This window comes from Mesorhizobium sp. WSM4817 (genome assembly GCF_055811135.1).
The window spans coordinates 1-16,840 of record NZ_JBVVQQ010000057.1 but is presented as its reverse complement, the minus strand read 5'-3'; the positions used below and the strand labels follow the sequence as shown (position 1 = coordinate 16,840).

The window sequence follows — 16,840 nt, the reverse complement described above, 5'->3', positions numbered from 1 at the left end:
GGGATATCGCTCGGCGGCGTGGTCCCGCAACCCTAAGCAAATCGCCGATGTGGCCTGTTACGCTGGTGCCCCAGCGCGCACGACTGCCGACATAACTCCCGAACAACAACAACCCGGCCTGCCGCCCGCGACGGGCGTTGCGGCCCCTAAAGAGTCCTAAAGAGTAATGGATCGAAGAAAGACCCAGTGCCGCTGGGTGGTTCGCTGGACACCCTTCGCTCAGATTGGTGGGTTGTAACGATCAATGCGAACACCGCAGCACCAACGTGCTATGTCCTCACGAAGGACGAAGTGAAAGCCGCAGCGCATCGGGGAATGAGTGCAACTGGCACGATATCGTATTGGCTACAGCCAAAGTCCTATGCGCTTCCTCAGTATCAAGAAGCATGGGACAGGCTCGGCAGCCCTGCCGCTCCCGGAAGTCTTTGAAACTCAAACTGCAGCTGTAGCCCCTCAAGCAATGGATAGCACATGACGGTCTTGGACACTGTACGGGAGTTCATCCAAGGGAAAGCTCCCCGCGCCGTTTGCGACGACTGCATTGCGGACAGTATCAAACTGTCAATTCGCCAGCACGCCAATCACAAGACACGAGAGCTTGCCTGCGCATTCGGATTCAGCCGACGAAAAGAGGTCTGCTCCACGTGCAAGAAGACAAAGAACGTCATTAGCTACGCCCACAGGACCGGCTAGGCAGGCAAATCTAGACAGTACATGAGGCGTGCTCGCCGAGGTACCGACGACCACCGGCACCGGCCGCTTCAGTCATGCACCTGGACATAAGGCTGTCGGGTAGTTGGCTAGCGTTGCCGCTACAGGCGCACCCGTCAGGCTCGCAGCTGCACTGTCGGGCGATTTGTCGGCCAGGGTCGCGACTGCCGCGCGGAGAACTGGCCTTTAGCTTTCTAAAGAAGCCGGACAGAATATTCGGACCCACTTCGCCGGGCCGCAGTCTAATCCCGTCCTCGAATGAGTTCAGCGTCACGCAGAGCGCAACAAAATCAGCAATTTCGGTGGCAAATGCAGGACTTTTGAATTTCACTCAGGTCTTCGCGTCACTAAGCGACACTAATATTTCTCAAGGCTTAGCGGGATTCCGAGGGTAGAGCGACCAGTTCAGAAAACGCGCCTGTCGCACCGCGCGGCATCACTGCGACGCTCCCGGAGTCAGTCGCAATATCTTTCCCGCTGGTTCGTCGGTCAACGCCATGACCGCGCCGTCGGGAGCCTGCACCACGTCCCGGATACGCCTGCCGAGAGCGAGGACTTCCTCGCCGGCGACCTGCTTTCCGTCGATCCTGACACGAACGATACCTTCCGCCGACAGTCCGCCAATCAAGAGGTCGCCTCGCCAATCGGCAAACATGTCGCCGGTGTAGAAGGTCATGCCAGAAGGCGAGATGACGGGCGTCCAGCTATGGATGGAGTCGGCAAACTCCGGCCGCGTCGACGGTTCGGGGATGCGTTCGCCCGAATAGTGCCGGCCCCAGCTGACCACGGGCCAGCCGTGATTCCTGCCCGCTTGCGGAATGTTCAGCTCATCGCCGCCGAGCGGTCCCATTTCCGCCGTCCAGAGCACGCCGGTTTGGGGATGGAGCGCAGCACTTTGCACATTGCGATGGCCGTAGGACCAGATCTCGTCGGCGCCGTCCTTGCCGACGAAGGGATTGTCGTCAGGCACGGAACCATCGGGGTTGATGCGGACGATCGTGCCGAGATGATTGTTCGGGTCCTGCGCCTCACGCATCTTGCCGCGCTCACCGAGCGTGACGAAGAGCTTGCCATCCGGCGCGAATACCAGGCGGGAGCCGTAGTGCAGCCGGCTGGATACGGCTGGTTCCTGCCGGAAGATCACTTCGAAGTTCGAAAGCGCGCTGCCGTTCTCGTCCAGGCGTCCACGGCCGACCGAGGTGGCCGCGCCGCCGCCGCGTTCCTCCGAATAGGAGAGATAAACCGTTCGGTTGTTGGCAAAGTCCGGATCGAGCGCCACATCCAGCAGACCGCCTTGTCCGCTGGCAAGGACGGCCGGCACACCGTCGATCGGACCGGAAACGGCTCCGTCGGTCAAGACAAGCCGCAGCCGCCCCGGACGCTCGGTGACCAGCAGCGCGCCGTCGGGCAGGTAAGTCGCGCCCCAGGGATGCTCAAGCCCTTCGGCAAAGGTCTCGACCGCAACGCGGCCTGTCTCGCTCTCGATGCTGCTGCCCTGCGCGAGCGTGGTCGAGGGGGCACCGAAGGCGAGAAGAAAAGACGAAGCAATGAATATCCGCAGCATGATTTCTCCATCCGAACGGAGGCATAGGGGAGGAGCCGCCGGCTCTCCGATATAATGACCGACTACCGATGCAGTTCCAAGCTGGCGCCGCGCCAGGTTTTTCAGCTATGGCCAGGTCGAGGTCGGCGAGAGTTCGGCCTGGCACTCTCGGCATGCCTCTAGATAAAGAAGACAAATGAGCGCGAACTGAAACCAATTGAGACACAACTGAAACACATCCAGGCGCAGGCGACATGCATGCGAAACGCTTTGGGGTGATGGTCGCCGCAAGACCAGGAACGCAGGAGCGTCGCCGATGACACCCGACCAGACCAGACTTATCCAGGACAGTTTTCGCGAGATCGTGCCGATCCGCGTGGCCGCCGCCGCGCTGTTCTACGAGCGCCTGTTCGCGATCGACGCGGATCTTCGCGCGCTGTTTCCGGTGACAGACATGACCAAGCAAGGCGCCAAGCTGATGGCGAGCCTCGGCTTCGTCGTGCATGGACTGGAACGCGCCGACACCATCCTGCCGACGGTGCGCGTGCTCGCCAAGCGTCACGTGACCTACGGCGTCGAGGAGCGTCATTACCCGATCGTCGGGCAAGCGCTCATCGAGACGCTGGCGGCCGGCCTCGGCACGGCTTTTACGCCGGCTGTCCGCGAGGCCTGGGAGGCGGCCTACGGGTTGCTCGCCAGCGTGATGATCGCGGCTGCCCGTGAGGATCAGCTCGCCGCGTAATTTTTGGGGATGCAGCCGCAGGCGACCACCCACCCAAACGACAATTCCAAATGGAGAGAAACACCATGTTCAGATACACAGCACTTGCAGCGCTTTGCGTCGTGGCCGGTTCCGCTTCTGCCGGCGAACTCACGGCCCGTCAGGGTGGGACCGTTGATCTCGGCAATTTTCATGGCGTCGTCTACTACACGGAGGCGGATGACGGCTACCGGGTGGTCACCACGATGGCGGCGGGCGAAGAAAACCTGCCAGTACGCTTCGTCGCGACCCTCAGCGAGGGCCAGGCGTTCGTGATCTCGGTCCCGGGCGCGTTGGCAGGGGCCGGCCAGGCACTCGAAATCTCGCGCGCCAAAGGCAAGCTGGTTGTGGCGGAGGTGGAGTCCACCCAGTAACAGGTTGAAAGTTGACGTCGCGACGCAACCGGGGCGCCCGCTTCCGCGTCTTCCAGCAGCGCGAAGAGACAAATCGGCACCGTCATTGGGATGGGTATCGTCCTAACCTCGGAGAAACGAGATGCTCAAGGTGCAAAGTGCGGAAGTTCGATTTCGACTTTTTGAGTGCGGACAATTTTTCCTGATCCTGATGGTCGCTGGTCTACTTGCGCCGGCCGCTTTTGCCGATGTCGTCGAGCCAGCGACCCTCGCCGTCGCGGATTTCGAGTTCAGGGATACATCAGGCGAAGTCAGGGACCAGACCGCCGAACACGAAGCGCGACTGAAGGCATTTGGCGTTACGTTGCAGGATGGCCTTTCGGAGAAGATCAAGCTGGTCGCGTTACCCTGTCAGGCAGAACAGTGCACCATCAAGGACCCCGGCCTTGTCGATCTCTCGAAACAGGCAAAAACAGCCAGCGCGAAATATCTCCTGATCGGTCAGGTGCACAAGATGAGCACGCTGGTCGGCTGGGTGAAGTTTGCAGTGCTGGATTTGAGCAACAACAAACCTGTCTGCGATCGATACCTGACTTACCGGGGAGATACCGACGAAGCATGGCGGCGAGCAGCAGAGTTCACCGCGCGTGACGTCGAGAAGCACTGCATTCCGTAGGAATCGCCGTCGCTGTAGTCTTTGATCAGCCGGCGCCCTGAACCTCAGCATGGGCTGGGTACCGCAATTGCGGCGTCAGGCGGCCTTCTTCTTCGCCAGCCTCGCCTTGATGCTGGCGACGTCGGCGCGCGGCGTCGCCGCGAACAGCGTTTTGGTGTAGCTGTGCTTGGGGTCGGCAAAGACCTCGTCGCGCGAGCCGTATTCGACGGCCTCGCCATAATACATGACCATCACCTCGTCGGCGATGTAGCGCACCACCGACAGGTCGTGGCTGATGAAGACATAGGTCAGCTCGAACTCGTCCTGCAGGTCGGCGAGCAGGTTGAGCACCTGCGCCTGCACCGACAGATCGAGCGCCGAGACCGGCTCGTCGAGCACCAAAAGGCTCGGATTGAGCATCAGCGCGCGGGCAATGGCGATGCGCTGGCGCTGGCCGCCCGAGAACATGTGCGGATAGCGGTTGTAGTGCTCCGGTCCAAGGCCGACCTTCTTCAGCATCTTCATGGCGAGATCGCGCCGTTCGTCGGCTGGCGTGTCGGTGTTGATGAGCAGCGGCTCGCCCAGCACGTCGCCGATCTTCTGGCGCGGATTGAGCGAACCATAGGGGTTCTGGAAGACGATCTGCACCTTGCGACGCATCTCCTTCGTCAGCCCATTTTTGGCGGTGTCGACCTTGTTGCCGTCGATGAAGAGTTCGCCCGCTGTCGCCGGATCGATCAGCGTGATGATACGTGCGAGCGTCGACTTGCCGCAGCCGCTTTCGCCGACGATGGCCAGCGTCTTGCCCTTGTCAACACTGAACGAAACGCCCTTGACCGCATGCACCGTGCGCGAGGGACGAAACAGGCCGCCGCCGACATGGTAGTCGCGCACGATGTTCTTGCCTTCGAGAACCGTCACGCTCATGACGCGGCTCCCGCAGCACGCCCGGCTCCAGCAGCATAGGGGGCCGGTTCGAACAGCATGTCGGAAATGGTCGGCAGCCGGTCGCCGACGGCGTTCTCCGGCAGCGCCGACAGCAGCGCGCGCGTGTAGTTGCTCTTCGGCTGCTCGAACAGCGACAGAACGTCGGCCTCTTCCATCTTGCGGCCCTTGTACTGGACGATGACGCGGTCGGCTGTCTCGGCGACGACGCCCATATTGTGGGTGATCATGATCAGGCCCATGCCGTATTTGGCCTGCAAGCCGACCAAAAGGTCGAGAATCTGCTTCTGGATGGTGACGTCGAGCGCGGTGGTCGGCTCATCGGCGATCAGCAGCTTCGGATTGCAGGCGATGGCGATGGCGATCATGACGCGCTGGCACTGGCCGCCCGACATCTGGTGCGGGAATGAGTTCAGCCGCTCTTCAGGATCGGCGATGCCGACCAGCTTCATCAGTTCGATGGCACGGGCCCGGCGCTGGGCGCGGTCCATGCCCAAATGGAAGCGCAGCACCTCCTCGATCTGGAAACCAGCGGTGAAGCACGGGTTGAGGCTGGCGATCGGCTCCTGGAAGATCATCGAGATGTCCTTGCCGACGATCTTACGGCGCTCGGACGGGCTGAGCTCAAGCAGGTCGATGCCGTCGAAGGCCATGCGATCGGCCTTTACCGTCGCCGTGTTCGGCAACAGCCCCATCACCGCCAGCATCGCCACCGATTTGCCGGAGCCGGATTCGCCGACGATCGCCAGCACCTCGCGCGGCTCGATCGACAGGTCGATCCCTTGCACGGCCATGAATGGTCCGGCGGCGGTATCAAACGACACGGTGAGGTTCTTGATCTCGAGAAGAGGCATGGTCACGACCTCTTCAGCTTGGGGTCGAAGGCATCGCGCAGGCCATCGCCGATCAGGTTGATCGCAAGCACCGTGATCAGGATGGCAAGGCCGGGGAAGGTCACCACCCATGGCGCGCGCAGGATGAACTCGCGCGCCGTGGCCAGCATGGTGCCCCATTCCGGGGTTGGCGGCTGCGCGCCGACGCCAAGGAAGCCAAGAGCCGCGGCCTCGAGAATGGCGTTGGAGAAGGACAGCGTCGCCTGCACGATCAGCGGCGCCATGCAGTTCGGCAGGATCGTCTTCACCATCAGCCTGAGATGGCTGGCACCGGCCACCTTGGCGGAGATCACATATTCGCGGTTCTTTTCGGCCATCACCGCCGCACGGGTGAGCCGCGCGAAATGCGGCTGCAGCACCAGCGCGATCGCCAGCATGGCGTTGAACAGGCCGGGTCCGAGGATCGCCACCAGAACCAGGGCAAGCAGCAGCGACGGGAAGGCCAGGATGACGTCCATGACGCGCATGATCAGCGTATCGACCCAGCCGCGGAAATAGCCGGCGAGCACGCCGAGGACGATACCGCTGGTCAGCGAGAAAACAACGACGACCAGACCGATGAACAGCGAGAACCGAGCCCCGAAAATCAGCCGCGAAAGCATGTCGCGGCCAACGGCGTCGGTGCCGAGCAGGAACGTCGATCTGCCGCCCTCCTGCCAGGCCGGCGGCGCCAGCAGCGCATCGCGGAACTGTTCGTCAGGCGAATGCGGCGCGACCAACGGCGCGAAGATCGCCACCAGCACCAGCGCAGTGAACACGACCAGGCCGATGACGGCGCCGGTGTTCATCGAGTAGTAATGCCAGAACTCGGTGAAGGCGCGTTGCCGGCCGCCGGTCGGAATGGAGGCGGCGGTGGCTTCTGCCGTGGTTTGGTCGGTCATCTCACTGCACCCGGATACGTGGGTTGATGACGGCGTAGAGCACGTCGACGATCAGGTTCACCGCCATGACGATCAGCGCGATGATCAGCAAGCCGCTCTGGACGACAACATAGTCGCGCTTGGCGATCGCGTCGATCATCCACTTGCCGATACCGGGCCAGGAAAAGATCGTTTCGGTCAGGATGGCGCCCGCCATCAGCGTGCCGACCTGCAGGCCGATGGTGGTGACGACGGGGATCAGCGCATTGCGAAAAGCGTGGAGCCCGATGACGCGACGCGGCGCCAGGCCCTTGGCGCGGGCGGTGCGGACATAGTCTTCGCCCAGCACCTCCAGCATCGCCGACCGCGTCTGGCGCGCTATGACGGCGAGCGGGATTGTCGCCAGCACGATCGCCGGCAGAACAAGATGACTGGCGGCGGACCTGAAAGCGCCGCTCTTGCCGGAGATCAGGCTGTCGATCAGCATGAACCCCGTCGTCGGCTTGAAGAAATATTGAAGGCCGATGCGGCCGGAAACCGGCGTCCAGCCGAGATAGCCGGAGAAGAAGATGATGAGCAGCAGTCCCCACCAGAAGATCGGCATCGAATAGCCGGTCAGCGCCACGCCCATCGTCGCCTGGTCGAACCAGGATCCGCGCTTGACCGCGGCGAAGATGCCGGCGGGAATGCCGATGAGCACGGCGATGATCAGCGCGATCGTCGCCAGTTCCAGCGTCGCCGGAAACAGCGCCTGGAATTCACCGAGCACTGGGCGCTTGGTGGCGAGCGATATGCCGAAGTCGCCGGTCAGGACCCTGCCGATATACTCCAGATACTGGACGACATAGGGCCGGTTGTAGCCAAACCGCTCGACAAGCTCGGCGTAGCGTTCCGGGCTGACGCCGCGCTCGCCGGCCAGGGCCGTGATCGGGTCGCCCGGCAGAAGCCGGACGAAAGCGAACGCCGCCAGCGATATGCCGAACACGGTCGGGATGATCAAGGCGAGCTTGTGGAGGAGATAGCGGAGCATCTTGCTTCATAGAACGGCGGCGCTTTAAGTCCAGCGTCGCCGTTCTATTTCTCAGCAGTTATTCGGCGACGTCGACGCCGTCAAACCGATGAATGCCGAGCGGATCCATGATGAAGCCCGTAACTTTCTTGTTCATCGGCATGAAGACCTTGGAATGGGCGATGGTCAGCCACGGCGCCTCACGCTTGAACACGACCTGAGCCTCCTCGTAGATCTTGGTGCGCTCGGCGACGTCCGTGGTCGCCTTGCCCTTCTGCAGCAGGGCTTCGAACTCCTGGTTGCACCAGATCGCATAGTTGGACTGGCCGATGGCATCGCAGCCGAGCAGGAACAGGAAGTTGTCCGGGTCGCCATTGTCGCCGGTCCAGCCGAGCTGGAAGGCGCCGTCACGGTCCTTCTGCTTGCCGCGTTCGCGATACTCGGTCCATTCGTAGCTGACGATCTCGGCCTTCACGCCGATCTTGGCGTAGTCGGCCTGGATCAGTTCCGCGACCCGTTGGGCGTTCGGATTGTACGGGCGGCTGACCGGCATTGCCCAGATCTTCATCGACAGATCCGTGACGCCGGCATCAGTCAGCATCTTCTTGGCCGCGTCCGGATCGTACGGATCGTCCTTGACCTCCTTGTTATAGGACCACATCGTCGGCGGGATCGGGTTTATCGCCGCCTGGCCAGCGCCCTGATAGACCGCATCGAGAATGGCCTGCTTGTTGACGGCCATGTTGAGGGCCTTGCGGACCTCGACCTTGTCGAAGGGCGCCTGCGTCGTGTTGTAGGCCATGTAGCCGATGTTCAGGCCTTCCTGCTCGTCGACCTTGAGGTTCGGGTCGGCTTTCAGGCCGGCAATGTCGGCCGGGGCCGGGTACGACATGATATCGCACTCGCCCGCCTTCAGCTTCTGCGCGCGCACGGCCGGATCGGTGGTGATGGCGAAGATCAGATCGTCGATCTTCTGGCGGCCGCCATAGTAGCCGTCCCATGCCGCATAGCGAATGACCGCGTCGACCTGGTAGTCGACGAACTGGAACGGACCGGTGCCGATCGGCTTCTGGGTGAATTGCTGCCTGGTGCCGGCCTTGTCGAGCTGGTCGGCATATTCCTTGGAGACGATCGAAGCGAAATCCATGCCGAGATCCGGCAGGAAAGCGACCTCAGGCTTGTTCAGCACGAATTTCACAGTCAGGTCGTCGACCTTGACGATCTCCTTGAGAAGATCCGGGAAGCCCATGCCGGCAAAATACTCCCAGCCGGTGCCTGCCAGATAGTCGAACCACGGGTTTTCCTTCTTCCACTGGCGCTCGAAGGAGAAGATCACGTCGTCGGCGTTGAGATCGCGCGTCGGCGTGAAGTAGTCGGTGGTCTGGAACTTCACGCCCGGCCGAAGCTTGAACGTGTATTCGAGACCGTCGTCGGAAACCGTCCAGCTCTCGGCGAGGCCAGGCGTGATGGTGGTCTTGCCGTGTTCGAACTCGACTAGGCGCGAATAGATGGTGCGCGACGACGCGTCGAAATCGTTGCCACCGCTCCACGGCGACGGGTCGAAGCCGGCCGGCGACGCCTCCGAGCAGTAGACCAGCTGTTTCGCATTGGCCATGCCGCCGAGGACGCTTGCGGCCAGCAACGCGGCCGCAAAAGTCAGTTTCTTTTTCATGGAGGACTCCCTGATGTTCTTCCAAGCCCCTCTATCAGGCTCGTGAAGCGCGCATATAAGCACCGTTTTTCCGGCTTTGGAACACCCCGTTTGCCTACCCCATGGGAAGCAGAATTTATTTCTGCGCACTCGCCAAAAAGGAGAACGAAATGTCAATTACCGCCTATCACGGTAATGTTAACGACTGCATTTTTTTATTGATCTTCAACCCGGCGTTGGTGAGGAACTGCGACCTTCGGCTGGTCGTTGCCGCGGACGATTTCTTCCCACCTTGCCGCAGGGGCAGACTTGCACGGCTGCCGATAGTCGCAATACATAGATGACAGGCTGGATTTCCTGGATGCCGGCAGCAGCGGGGGACGTCTCTGTCATTCGGAGGCGACGCGGTGAGCAGGCAGAGACAATAAGAACAATCGAGGGAGGGACGAGTGGCAAAAACACCAAGGACGACGGCACCAGCGACAGCCAAGGCCAAAACTGCTGCGAAACCGGCCAGCCCCGACAAGCTAAAAGCGCCGACGGCCAAAGCCAAGCCGAAGGCGGCCGCGGTGCCCGCGAAGGCCAATGTATCCGCGAAGGGTGGCGCAAAGCCCGCCGCCGCCAAACCAGCGGCGAAGGCGGCACCGACAGCGGCTGCATCGACGTCAAACCCAGGTCCGGCCACAAGGCTGCCGAATGTGGTTGCCGCCGGATTGCCGGAAAAACCCTGGCTCAAAAGCTATCCGAAAGTCGTTCCGGCCGAGATCGGCGCTCTGCCCTTCGGCTCCATCGGCGATCTGCTCGCCGACGTCTGCAAGCAGTACGCCAGCCGGCCTGCCTTTACCTGCATGGGCAAGACCATCACCTATGCGGAAGTCGAGCGGCAATCGGCCGCCTTCGGCGCCTATCTGCAATCGACGGGACTGCCGAAAGGCGCACGCGTGGCGCTGATGATGCCGAACGTGCTGCAATATCCGGTTGCGATGATGGCAGTGCTGCGCGCTGGCTATGTCGTGGTCAACGTCAACCCGCTCTACACGCCGCGCGAGCTGGAACATCAGCTCAAGGATTCCGGCGCGCAAGCCATCGTCATTCTCGAGAATTTCGCCAGCACCTTGCAGGCGGTGATCGCCAAAACGGCGGTCAAGCATGTCGTGGTCGCGGCGATGGGCGATATGCTTGGCGGCCTGAAGGGGACGATCGTAAATCTCGTCGTGCGCCGCGTGAAGAAGATGGTGCCGGCCTGGTCGCTGCCGGGCCATGTCAAGTTCAATGCCGCGTTGAAGGCAGCCGCCGGCATGAATTTCAAGCCGGTGCATGTCGCTGCCGACGACGTCGCCTTCCTGCAATATACCGGCGGCACCACCGGCATCTCGAAGGGCGCGGTGCTGCTGCACAGCAACGTGCTGGCCAACGTCGCGCAGAACGCGCTGTGGATCGAGGACGCCTTCACGGTCAAGCCCAAGCCGGCGCATCTCAACTTCATCTGCGCGCTGCCGCTCTATCATATCTTCGCGCTGACGGTGAACGCGCTGATGGGCATGCAACTGGGTGGCCAGAACATACTCATTCCCAATCCGCGCGACATTCCCGGCTTCGTCAAGCAACTCGGCAAATACCCGATCCACATCTTTCCAGGCCTCACCACGCTGTTCAACGCGCTGCTCAACAATGAGGATTTCCGCAAGCTCGACTTCAGGCCGCTGATCCTGACGCTGGGTGGCGGCATGGCGGTGCAGAAGGGTGTCGCCGAACGCTGGAAGGCGTTGACCGGCTGCCCGGTCACCGAGGGCTACGGGCTTTCGGAAACCTCGCCGGTGGCCACCGCCAACACATTCAGCGACGGCAACTTCACCGGCACGATCGGCCTGCCGCTGCCCTCGACCGAGATCGCCATCCGCGACGAAGACGGCAATGATTTGCCGCCCGGCGAAGTCGGCGAGATCTGCATCCGCGGACCGCAGGTGATGGCCGGTTACTGGAACCGGCCGGACGAGACCGCCAAGGTGATGACCAAGGACGGTTTCTTCAAGTCGGGCGACATGGGCTTCATGGACGAGCGCGGCTTCACCAAGATCGTCGACCGCAAGAAAGACATGATCCTTGTGTCCGGCTTCAACGTCTATCCGAACGAACTCGAGGAAGTGGTGGCGCTGCATCCGGGCGTGCTCGAAGTGGCCGCGATCGGCGTGCCGGACGAGCATTCAGGCGAAGTGCCGAAGCTGTTCGTCGTCAAGAAGGACCCGTCGCTGACCGCAGAGGTGCTGACTGTCTATTGCCGCGAGAACCTGACCGGCTACAAGCGGCCAAAATACATCGAGTTTCGGACCGAACTGCCGAAGACGCCGGTCGGCAAGATCCTGCGGCGGGCGTTGCGGGAATAGGAAGAATTTGGGCGGGAATAGGGACAATTTTGGCCGATGGCCTTACTGTCGATGACGCGGCGGATACGCTTTCCCGTCCCGATCCGCTAACGTTCATCAAGGCGAACATGCGTATCGCCCCTGTTGCCGCGCTTCCCGAAATCCGGCTTTATGCAGCCCATCCAGCGAGCGGACTGTGGCGGCTGACGCGTCCACAAGGACGAGCAGCCGAGCCGGAAGAAGAAGCAAACGAAGCCGACGAGGATGGCCCCGAGCCGCAGCCTCCTTACTGGGCCTATGCCTGGGCCGGCGGCGCGGTGCTTGCCCGCTACATCCTCGATCGGCCGGAGACCGTGGCTGGGCTTCGCGTGCTCGATCTCGGCGCCGGGTCTGGCCTCGTCGGTATCGCCGCGGCAAGGGCCGGCGCCAGCCAAGTGATTGCATCCGAGATCGACCGCAATGGCGTCGCCGCGCTCGGTCTCAATGCGGCGGCGAACGGCGTCGAAATCACGGTCGTCGGCGAGGACATCACCGCCGGTCCGCCGCCGCCCGTGGACGTCGTGGCAGTTGGCGACTTGTTTTACCGGCAAGATCTCGCCGACCGGGTGATCCCCTTCCTCGACCGCTGCCTGGCCGCCGGCATCAACGTGCTGATCGGCGACCCGGGCCGCGCCTACTTGCCCCGCTCGCGGCTTCGCCAGTTGGCCGAATACCAGGTGCCGGATGTCGGCCAAGCAAAAGGCGCGGCGACGAAGCCGAGCGGCGTCTTCTCGTTTGAGCCGGAGCAACTCGGAGGCGAGTTCAGATCGTCTCCTTGACCTTTGCCGAAAGAAAGTCGGGCAGATCGGCAACCGAATCCAGAATGACATCGGCGATCTGCGACAGCGATTCCCGCGTCCCGGTGCCGGAAAGCACGCCAATCGCCAGACCGCAGCCGCCGGCCCGCGCCATCTCCAGATCGTGGCGATTGTCGCCGACCACGGCGATCGCGGCAGGCCTCAGGCCGGTCAGGTCCGAGAAGGCGAGGATCGTGTCGGGCGCCGGTTTCGGATTGGCCACCGCGTCGTAACCATAGGCGGCGTCGAACAGCTGCGCGACGCCCAGCGTGAGCAATGTCTTCTCAGCGCCAGTGGTCGAATCGTTGGTGGCGACGCCGAGCCGGTAGGATTTCCTGTGAAGAACGCCAAGCGTCTCGACGATGCCCGGCAGCGCCACCGCCATCGACGAGCCCTGCACCGAGGTTATCTCGTTGAAGCGGGCGACGGCAAGCATCTGGTCTTCATCCGACAGTCGCGGAAACCAAAGCTCGACGACATCCATGTTGGTGCCGGAGGCAAAGATGGAATCGGGCTTGAAGCGTTTGGTGGCGAAATCGTAGCCCGCCGCGGCAAGCAGCCTGTCGGCCTTCCAGCGGTCGCCCTCCGCCGCATCCATCGCCATGAAATCGGCAACGCCGAGCCACGTCGCGTTGAAGTCGACAAGGGTGCCGTCCTTGTCGAACAATATTCCTTTGATCTCGGCCAAGCTGCTTACTCCGATCCGCGCAATCGATGGATGTGTCCCACCAGTCCGGCAGTCGAAGCGTCCCGCTTTGCGGCATTCTCCTTGCCTTCCACGACAGGCAGTAGCCCGGTCGCCAGTTCCTTGCCCAACTCGACTCCCCATTGGTCGAAGGAATTGATGTTGAAGAGCGTGCCCTCGACGAAGACGCGGTGCTCATAGAGCGCGATCAGCCGTCCGAACGTATGCGGATCGAGTTGTCTGTAGAGGATCGTCACCGAGGGCCGGTTGCCGGAGAAGACGCGATGCGGGGCGATCCTGTCGACCTCGGTGGGCGCCATGCCCTTTGCCAGCATCTGCGCACGCGCTTCCTCCAGCGTGCGACCCTTCATGAACGCCTCCGACTGCGCCAGGCAGTTGGCGAGCAACAGGTCGTGGTGATGCTTGAGATCCGGCTCATGGCCGATGGCTGCGGCGAGGAATTCGACCGGAATGAAATCGGTGCCCTGGTGCAGCAGCTGGAAGAAGGCGTGCTGGCCATTGGTGCCGGGCTCGCCCCAGACCAGCGGGCCGGTCGGCGTCTGGACAGCGCCGCCGTCGAGGGTGACGCTCTTGCCGTTCGATTCCATATCGAGCTGCTGCAGATAGGCCGGCAGCCTGGACAGGCGCTGGTCGTAGGGAATGACGGCGCGGGCGGGGTATTGGCAGATCACCCGATGCCACCAGCCGATCAGCCCCATCAGCGCCGGCAGGTTGCTGGCCAGCGGCGCCGTCTGGAAATGTTCGTCCATCGCATGCGCGCCATCGAGAAAGGCGCGAAAATTCTTCGGGCCGACGGCGATCATCACCGGCAGGCCGATCGCGCCCCACACCGAATAGCGTCCGCCGACCCAGTCCCAGAAGCCGAAGACGCGGTCGGACGCAATGCCGAACTTGGCCACCAGGTCGAGCGCCGTCGAGACGGCGGCGAAATGCTTGCCGACCGCTTCCTTGCCGAGCGCCTTCTGCACCCATTCGCGCGCCGTCTCGGCATTGGTCATCGTCTCGATGGTGGTGAAGGTCTTGGAAGCAACGATGAACAGCGTGGTTTCGGCGGAGAGGCCCTTCAGCGTGTCGTGGATATGGGCGCCATCGATGTTCGACACGTAATGCGTGCGCGGCCCGTCGTGATAGGGCGCCAGCGCCAGCGTCGCCATGGCCGGGCCAAGGTCGGACCCGCCGATGCCGATGTTGACGATGTCGGTGATCTTCTTGCCGGTGGCGCCGGCCGCCTTGCCGGAGCGCACGGCATCGGCGAAGCCACCCATCGCATCGAGCACGGCGACAACCTGCGCCTTCACGTCCTGGCCGTCTAGCACGATGCCCTTGCCGTTCAGGTTGCGCAGCGCGGTGTGCAGCACGGCGCGGCCTTCGGTGACGTTGATCTTCTTGCCCGAGAACATCGCAGCGCGCCGGCCTTCGAGATCGGCGGCTGCCGCCAGCTTCTCGAGCAGATCCATCGTCTGCGCATCGACCGCGCATTTCGACCAGTCGAGCAGCAGGTCGCCGTCGGTGGCGGAGAATTTTTCGAAGCGCTGCGGATCGGCGGCGAAAGCCTCGCGCATGCTGCCCGATTTGGCCGCACGGTGATCGCGCAGGGCGTCGAGCTGTTTTTGAAAGGACGATTGATCCACTGCCTCACTCCGAGCCTTGAAATGCCAACATAACAGACCGGGTGTTTCCGGCGCGTGTCGTCGCGCCGAACTATCTAGCCGAAATCGACTGGTTTCAATGCGCCGCGATGACGCGTTGCGTCAGGCAGCGATGACGCAACGCGGCACGCGGGGGATGGCGCGCTGCGTCAGGCAGCCGGATGACGCTTTGCGTCACCAGCGGGATTACGCGCTGCGTCACCAGCGGGATGACGCTTTGCGTCACCCTTGGGAAGGATCACTGGCGTAAATCCCAGTGATCAGAAAAATTGATTGGCGCAACAGCTTGTGCCACCGGTACATTCGACTGGTCCAGCCAGGTGAAAAAGGCTGGCCATCGAGGAACATCCCCATGCCACAGCGAAACGACACGGCCATATGGTCCGGCCTGTTCCGGATTTCGGCGGAATCCGGCCAGACCCTGCAGGCGCAGATCCGCCAAGCGATCGTCGCCGCCATCCTCGACCGGCAAATCGCCGCTTCGATGCCGCTTCCGTCCTGCCGGATCCTGGCCGAGAAACTCGGCGTGGCGCGCGGCACCGTGGTGCTGGCATTCCAGCAGCTCGTCGACCAGGGTTTCCTGGTGGCGCGCGAACGGCGCGGCCATTTCGTCAATCCGGACGTGCTGGCGACGCCGGCCAAACCGCACCAGAAGGCGCCAGACCAGGCCAATGAGATCGACTGGAAGGCGCGCCGGCAGATCGCGGCCAGTGACATGCCGCCGCCGGCCAAGCACGACAACTGGATCAAGTCGTCCTACCCCTTCGTCTATGGCCAGTTCGATCCGGCACTGTTCCCGACAGCCGAGTGGCGCGAGTGCAACCGCATGGCGCTGGCCGTGCTCGAGATCCGCAATTGGGCGTCCGACATGGTCGACCGCGACGATCCGCTTTTGATCGAGCAGATCCAGGCGCGGCTGTTGCCGCGGCGCGGCATCTTCGCCAATCCCGATGAGATCATCGTCACGCTCGGCGCGCAGAACGCGCTCTACATGCTGGCGACGCTGCTGATGACCAAGGGCTCCAAGGTGGCCATGGAAGACCCCGGCTATCCCGACGCACGCTCGATCTTCCGGCTGGCGGGTGCCGACGTCGCACCGGTCCCGGTCGACCATTCCGGCATTGTAACCGCTTCTATTCCCAACGATTCCGGCTTCGTCTTCGTGACGCCCAGCCACCATTGCCCGACCATGGTGCCGCTGTCGGCGGAGCGCCGGCAGGATTTGCTGGCGCGCGCCAATCGCCACAACCAGATCATCATCGAGGACGGCTATGACAGCCAGCTTCTGGACGAGGCGCCGCAGCAGGCGCTGAAGAGCCTCGACCGTTCCGGCCGCGTCATCTATGTCGGCTCGATGTCGAAGACGCTGGCTCCGGGCCTTAGGCTCGGCTACATCGTCGCCTCGGCCGGGCTGATCTCCGAGCTTCGCGCGCTGCGCCGCTTCATGCTGCGTCATCCGCCGGCCAACAACCAGCGCGCGGTCGCGCTGTTCCTGTCGCTTGGCCATCACGAGGCGCTGGTGCGGCGGCTGTCGAGCGCCTTCGACGAACGGCGCAAGCGTCTGATCCATGCGATTTCCGCCTTCCTGCCGGAGTGGCGCTCGACCGATTCCGCCGGCGGCGCGTCGCTCTGGCTCGAAGGGCCGCGCGGCACCGATTCGCGCGGGCTGGCCGAGGCCGCCGCCTCGCGCAGCGTCATCATCGAGCCCGGCGACCGTTTCTTCGACCGCACCGAAAAGCCGTCGCGCTTCATGCGGCTCGGCATCTCCTCGATCGCGCTGCAGCACATCGAGCCCGGCATCCGCGAACTGGCGACGGCGGCCGGGCGCAGGCCCGCGCCCGCCCGGGGGGGGGAGGCGGGGGCGGCAGCGGCCCCCTGGTGTTTTAACACACCCAAAAGGGACCGG

13 protein-coding genes and 1 pseudogene are annotated in these 16,840 nt (G+C 62.9%); 6 read left to right on the top strand and 8 right to left on the bottom strand.

What is annotated here, in order from left to right:
* Positions 1-1,147: 1,147 nt before the first annotated feature.
* Positions 1,148-2,275 carry a PQQ-dependent sugar dehydrogenase gene (locus AC0L2K_RS33995; RefSeq protein ID WP_473533533.1) on the bottom strand — a complete coding sequence of 376 codons (1,128 nt, stop codon included), beginning with the start codon at positions 2,273-2,275 and terminating at the stop codon, positions 1,148-1,150.
* 295 nt (positions 2,276-2,570) lie between these two features.
* On the opposite strand from AC0L2K_RS33995, the gene AC0L2K_RS33990 reads away from it, so the two are divergent.
* The 3 genes from AC0L2K_RS33990 (at position 2,571) to AC0L2K_RS33980 (ending at position 4,043) form a co-directional block, all read left to right on the top strand.
* Positions 2,571-2,996, top strand: a complete 426-nt coding sequence (locus tag AC0L2K_RS33990) for a globin family protein (protein WP_473533532.1) — start codon at positions 2,571-2,573, stop codon at positions 2,994-2,996.
* Between the two features lie 65 nt (positions 2,997-3,061).
* On the top strand, positions 3,062-3,388 hold the full coding sequence (locus tag AC0L2K_RS33985) for a hypothetical protein (protein WP_027151640.1): 327 nt from the start codon (positions 3,062-3,064) through the stop codon (positions 3,386-3,388).
* Positions 3,389-3,509: 121 nt separating this feature from the next.
* Positions 3,510-4,043 carry a DUF2380 domain-containing protein gene (locus AC0L2K_RS33980; protein WP_287066902.1) on the top strand — a complete coding sequence of 178 codons (534 nt, stop codon included), beginning with the start codon at positions 3,510-3,512 and terminating at the stop codon, positions 4,041-4,043.
* Between the two features lie 75 nt (positions 4,044-4,118).
* Here AC0L2K_RS33980 and AC0L2K_RS33975 read toward each other — a convergent pair whose 3' ends face one another.
* From AC0L2K_RS33975 to AC0L2K_RS33955, 5 genes are read right to left on the bottom strand one after another with little or no spacing between them, the layout of a single operon-like run.
* Positions 4,119-4,949, bottom strand: coding sequence for a dipeptide ABC transporter ATP-binding protein (locus tag AC0L2K_RS33975; RefSeq protein ID WP_473533531.1), 831 nt, complete (start codon positions 4,947-4,949; stop codon positions 4,119-4,121).
* On the bottom strand, positions 4,946-5,821 hold the full coding sequence (locus tag AC0L2K_RS33970; protein WP_473533534.1) for an ABC transporter ATP-binding protein: 876 nt from the start codon (positions 5,819-5,821) through the stop codon (positions 4,946-4,948). Before AC0L2K_RS33970 ends, AC0L2K_RS33975 begins: the two co-directional genes overlap by 4 nt.
* A gap of 2 nt (positions 5,822-5,823) precedes the next feature.
* Positions 5,824-6,741, bottom strand: coding sequence for an ABC transporter permease subunit (locus tag AC0L2K_RS33965; protein ID WP_023802898.1), 918 nt, complete (start codon positions 6,739-6,741; stop codon positions 5,824-5,826).
* Position 6,742: 1 nt separating this feature from the next.
* On the bottom strand, positions 6,743-7,750 hold the full coding sequence (locus AC0L2K_RS33960; RefSeq protein ID WP_023802897.1) for an ABC transporter permease subunit: 1,008 nt from the start codon (positions 7,748-7,750) through the stop codon (positions 6,743-6,745).
* A gap of 58 nt (positions 7,751-7,808) precedes the next feature.
* Entirely contained in the window at positions 7,809-9,401 is a 1,593-nt protein-coding gene (locus AC0L2K_RS33955; protein WP_473533530.1) for an ABC transporter substrate-binding protein, read from the bottom strand.
* 428 nt (positions 9,402-9,829) lie between these two features.
* Here AC0L2K_RS33955 and AC0L2K_RS33950 point away from each other — a divergent pair, with 428 nt between their 5' ends.
* Together AC0L2K_RS33950 and AC0L2K_RS33945 are read left to right on the top strand one after the other, a co-directional pair.
* Positions 9,830-11,764 carry a long-chain-fatty-acid--CoA ligase gene (locus AC0L2K_RS33950; RefSeq protein WP_473533529.1) on the top strand — a complete coding sequence of 645 codons (1,935 nt, stop codon included), beginning with the start codon at positions 9,830-9,832 and terminating at the stop codon, positions 11,762-11,764.
* 29 nt (positions 11,765-11,793) lie between these two features.
* Entirely contained in the window at positions 11,794-12,561 is a 768-nt protein-coding gene (locus tag AC0L2K_RS33945) for a class I SAM-dependent methyltransferase (protein WP_473533528.1), read from the top strand.
* Here AC0L2K_RS33945 and AC0L2K_RS33940 read toward each other — a convergent pair.
* Positions 12,545-13,267 carry an HAD family hydrolase gene (locus tag AC0L2K_RS33940; protein ID WP_023802893.1) on the bottom strand — a complete coding sequence of 241 codons (723 nt, stop codon included), beginning with the start codon at positions 13,265-13,267 and terminating at the stop codon, positions 12,545-12,547. The two genes, AC0L2K_RS33945 and AC0L2K_RS33940, sit on opposite strands and share 17 nt — an antisense overlap.
* A 5-nt stretch (positions 13,268-13,272) precedes the next feature.
* Entirely contained in the window at positions 13,273-14,916 is a 1,644-nt protein-coding gene (gene pgi / locus AC0L2K_RS33935) for a glucose-6-phosphate isomerase (RefSeq protein ID WP_287239192.1), read from the bottom strand.
* Positions 14,917-15,286: 370 nt separating this feature from the next.
* On the opposite strand from pgi, the pseudogene pdxR reads away from it, so the two are divergent.
* Positions 15,287-16,777 (top strand): annotated as a pseudogene (gene pdxR, locus AC0L2K_RS33930) (MocR-like pyridoxine biosynthesis transcription factor PdxR); the annotation flags it as partial.
* Between the last annotated feature and the right edge of the window lie 63 nt (positions 16,778-16,840).

Excerpts from the sequence above, each read along its gene's own strand:
- AC0L2K_RS33995 (WP_473533533.1), bottom strand. The coding sequence starts at position 2,275 with ATGCTGCGGATATTCATTGCTTCGTCTTTTCTTCTCGCCTTCGGTGCC.
- AC0L2K_RS33990 (WP_473533532.1), top strand. The coding sequence starts at position 2,571 with ATGACACCCGACCAGACCAGACTTATCCAGGACAGTTTTCGCGAGATC.
- AC0L2K_RS33985 (WP_027151640.1), top strand. The coding sequence starts at position 3,062 with ATGTTCAGATACACAGCACTTGCAGCGCTTTGCGTCGTGGCCGGTTCC.
- AC0L2K_RS33980 (WP_287066902.1), top strand. The coding sequence starts at position 3,510 with ATGCTCAAGGTGCAAAGTGCGGAAGTTCGATTTCGACTTTTTGAGTGC.
- AC0L2K_RS33975 (WP_473533531.1), bottom strand. The coding sequence starts at position 4,949 with ATGAGCGTGACGGTTCTCGAAGGCAAGAACATCGTGCGCGACTACCAT.
- AC0L2K_RS33970 (WP_473533534.1), bottom strand. The coding sequence starts at position 5,821 with ATGCCTCTTCTCGAGATCAAGAACCTCACCGTGTCGTTTGATACCGCC.
- AC0L2K_RS33965 (WP_023802898.1), bottom strand. The coding sequence starts at position 6,741 with ATGACCGACCAAACCACGGCAGAAGCCACCGCCGCCTCCATTCCGACC.
- AC0L2K_RS33960 (WP_023802897.1), bottom strand. The coding sequence starts at position 7,750 with ATGCTCCGCTATCTCCTCCACAAGCTCGCCTTGATCATCCCGACCGTG.
- AC0L2K_RS33955 (WP_473533530.1), bottom strand. The coding sequence starts at position 9,401 with ATGAAAAAGAAACTGACTTTTGCGGCCGCGTTGCTGGCCGCAAGCGTC.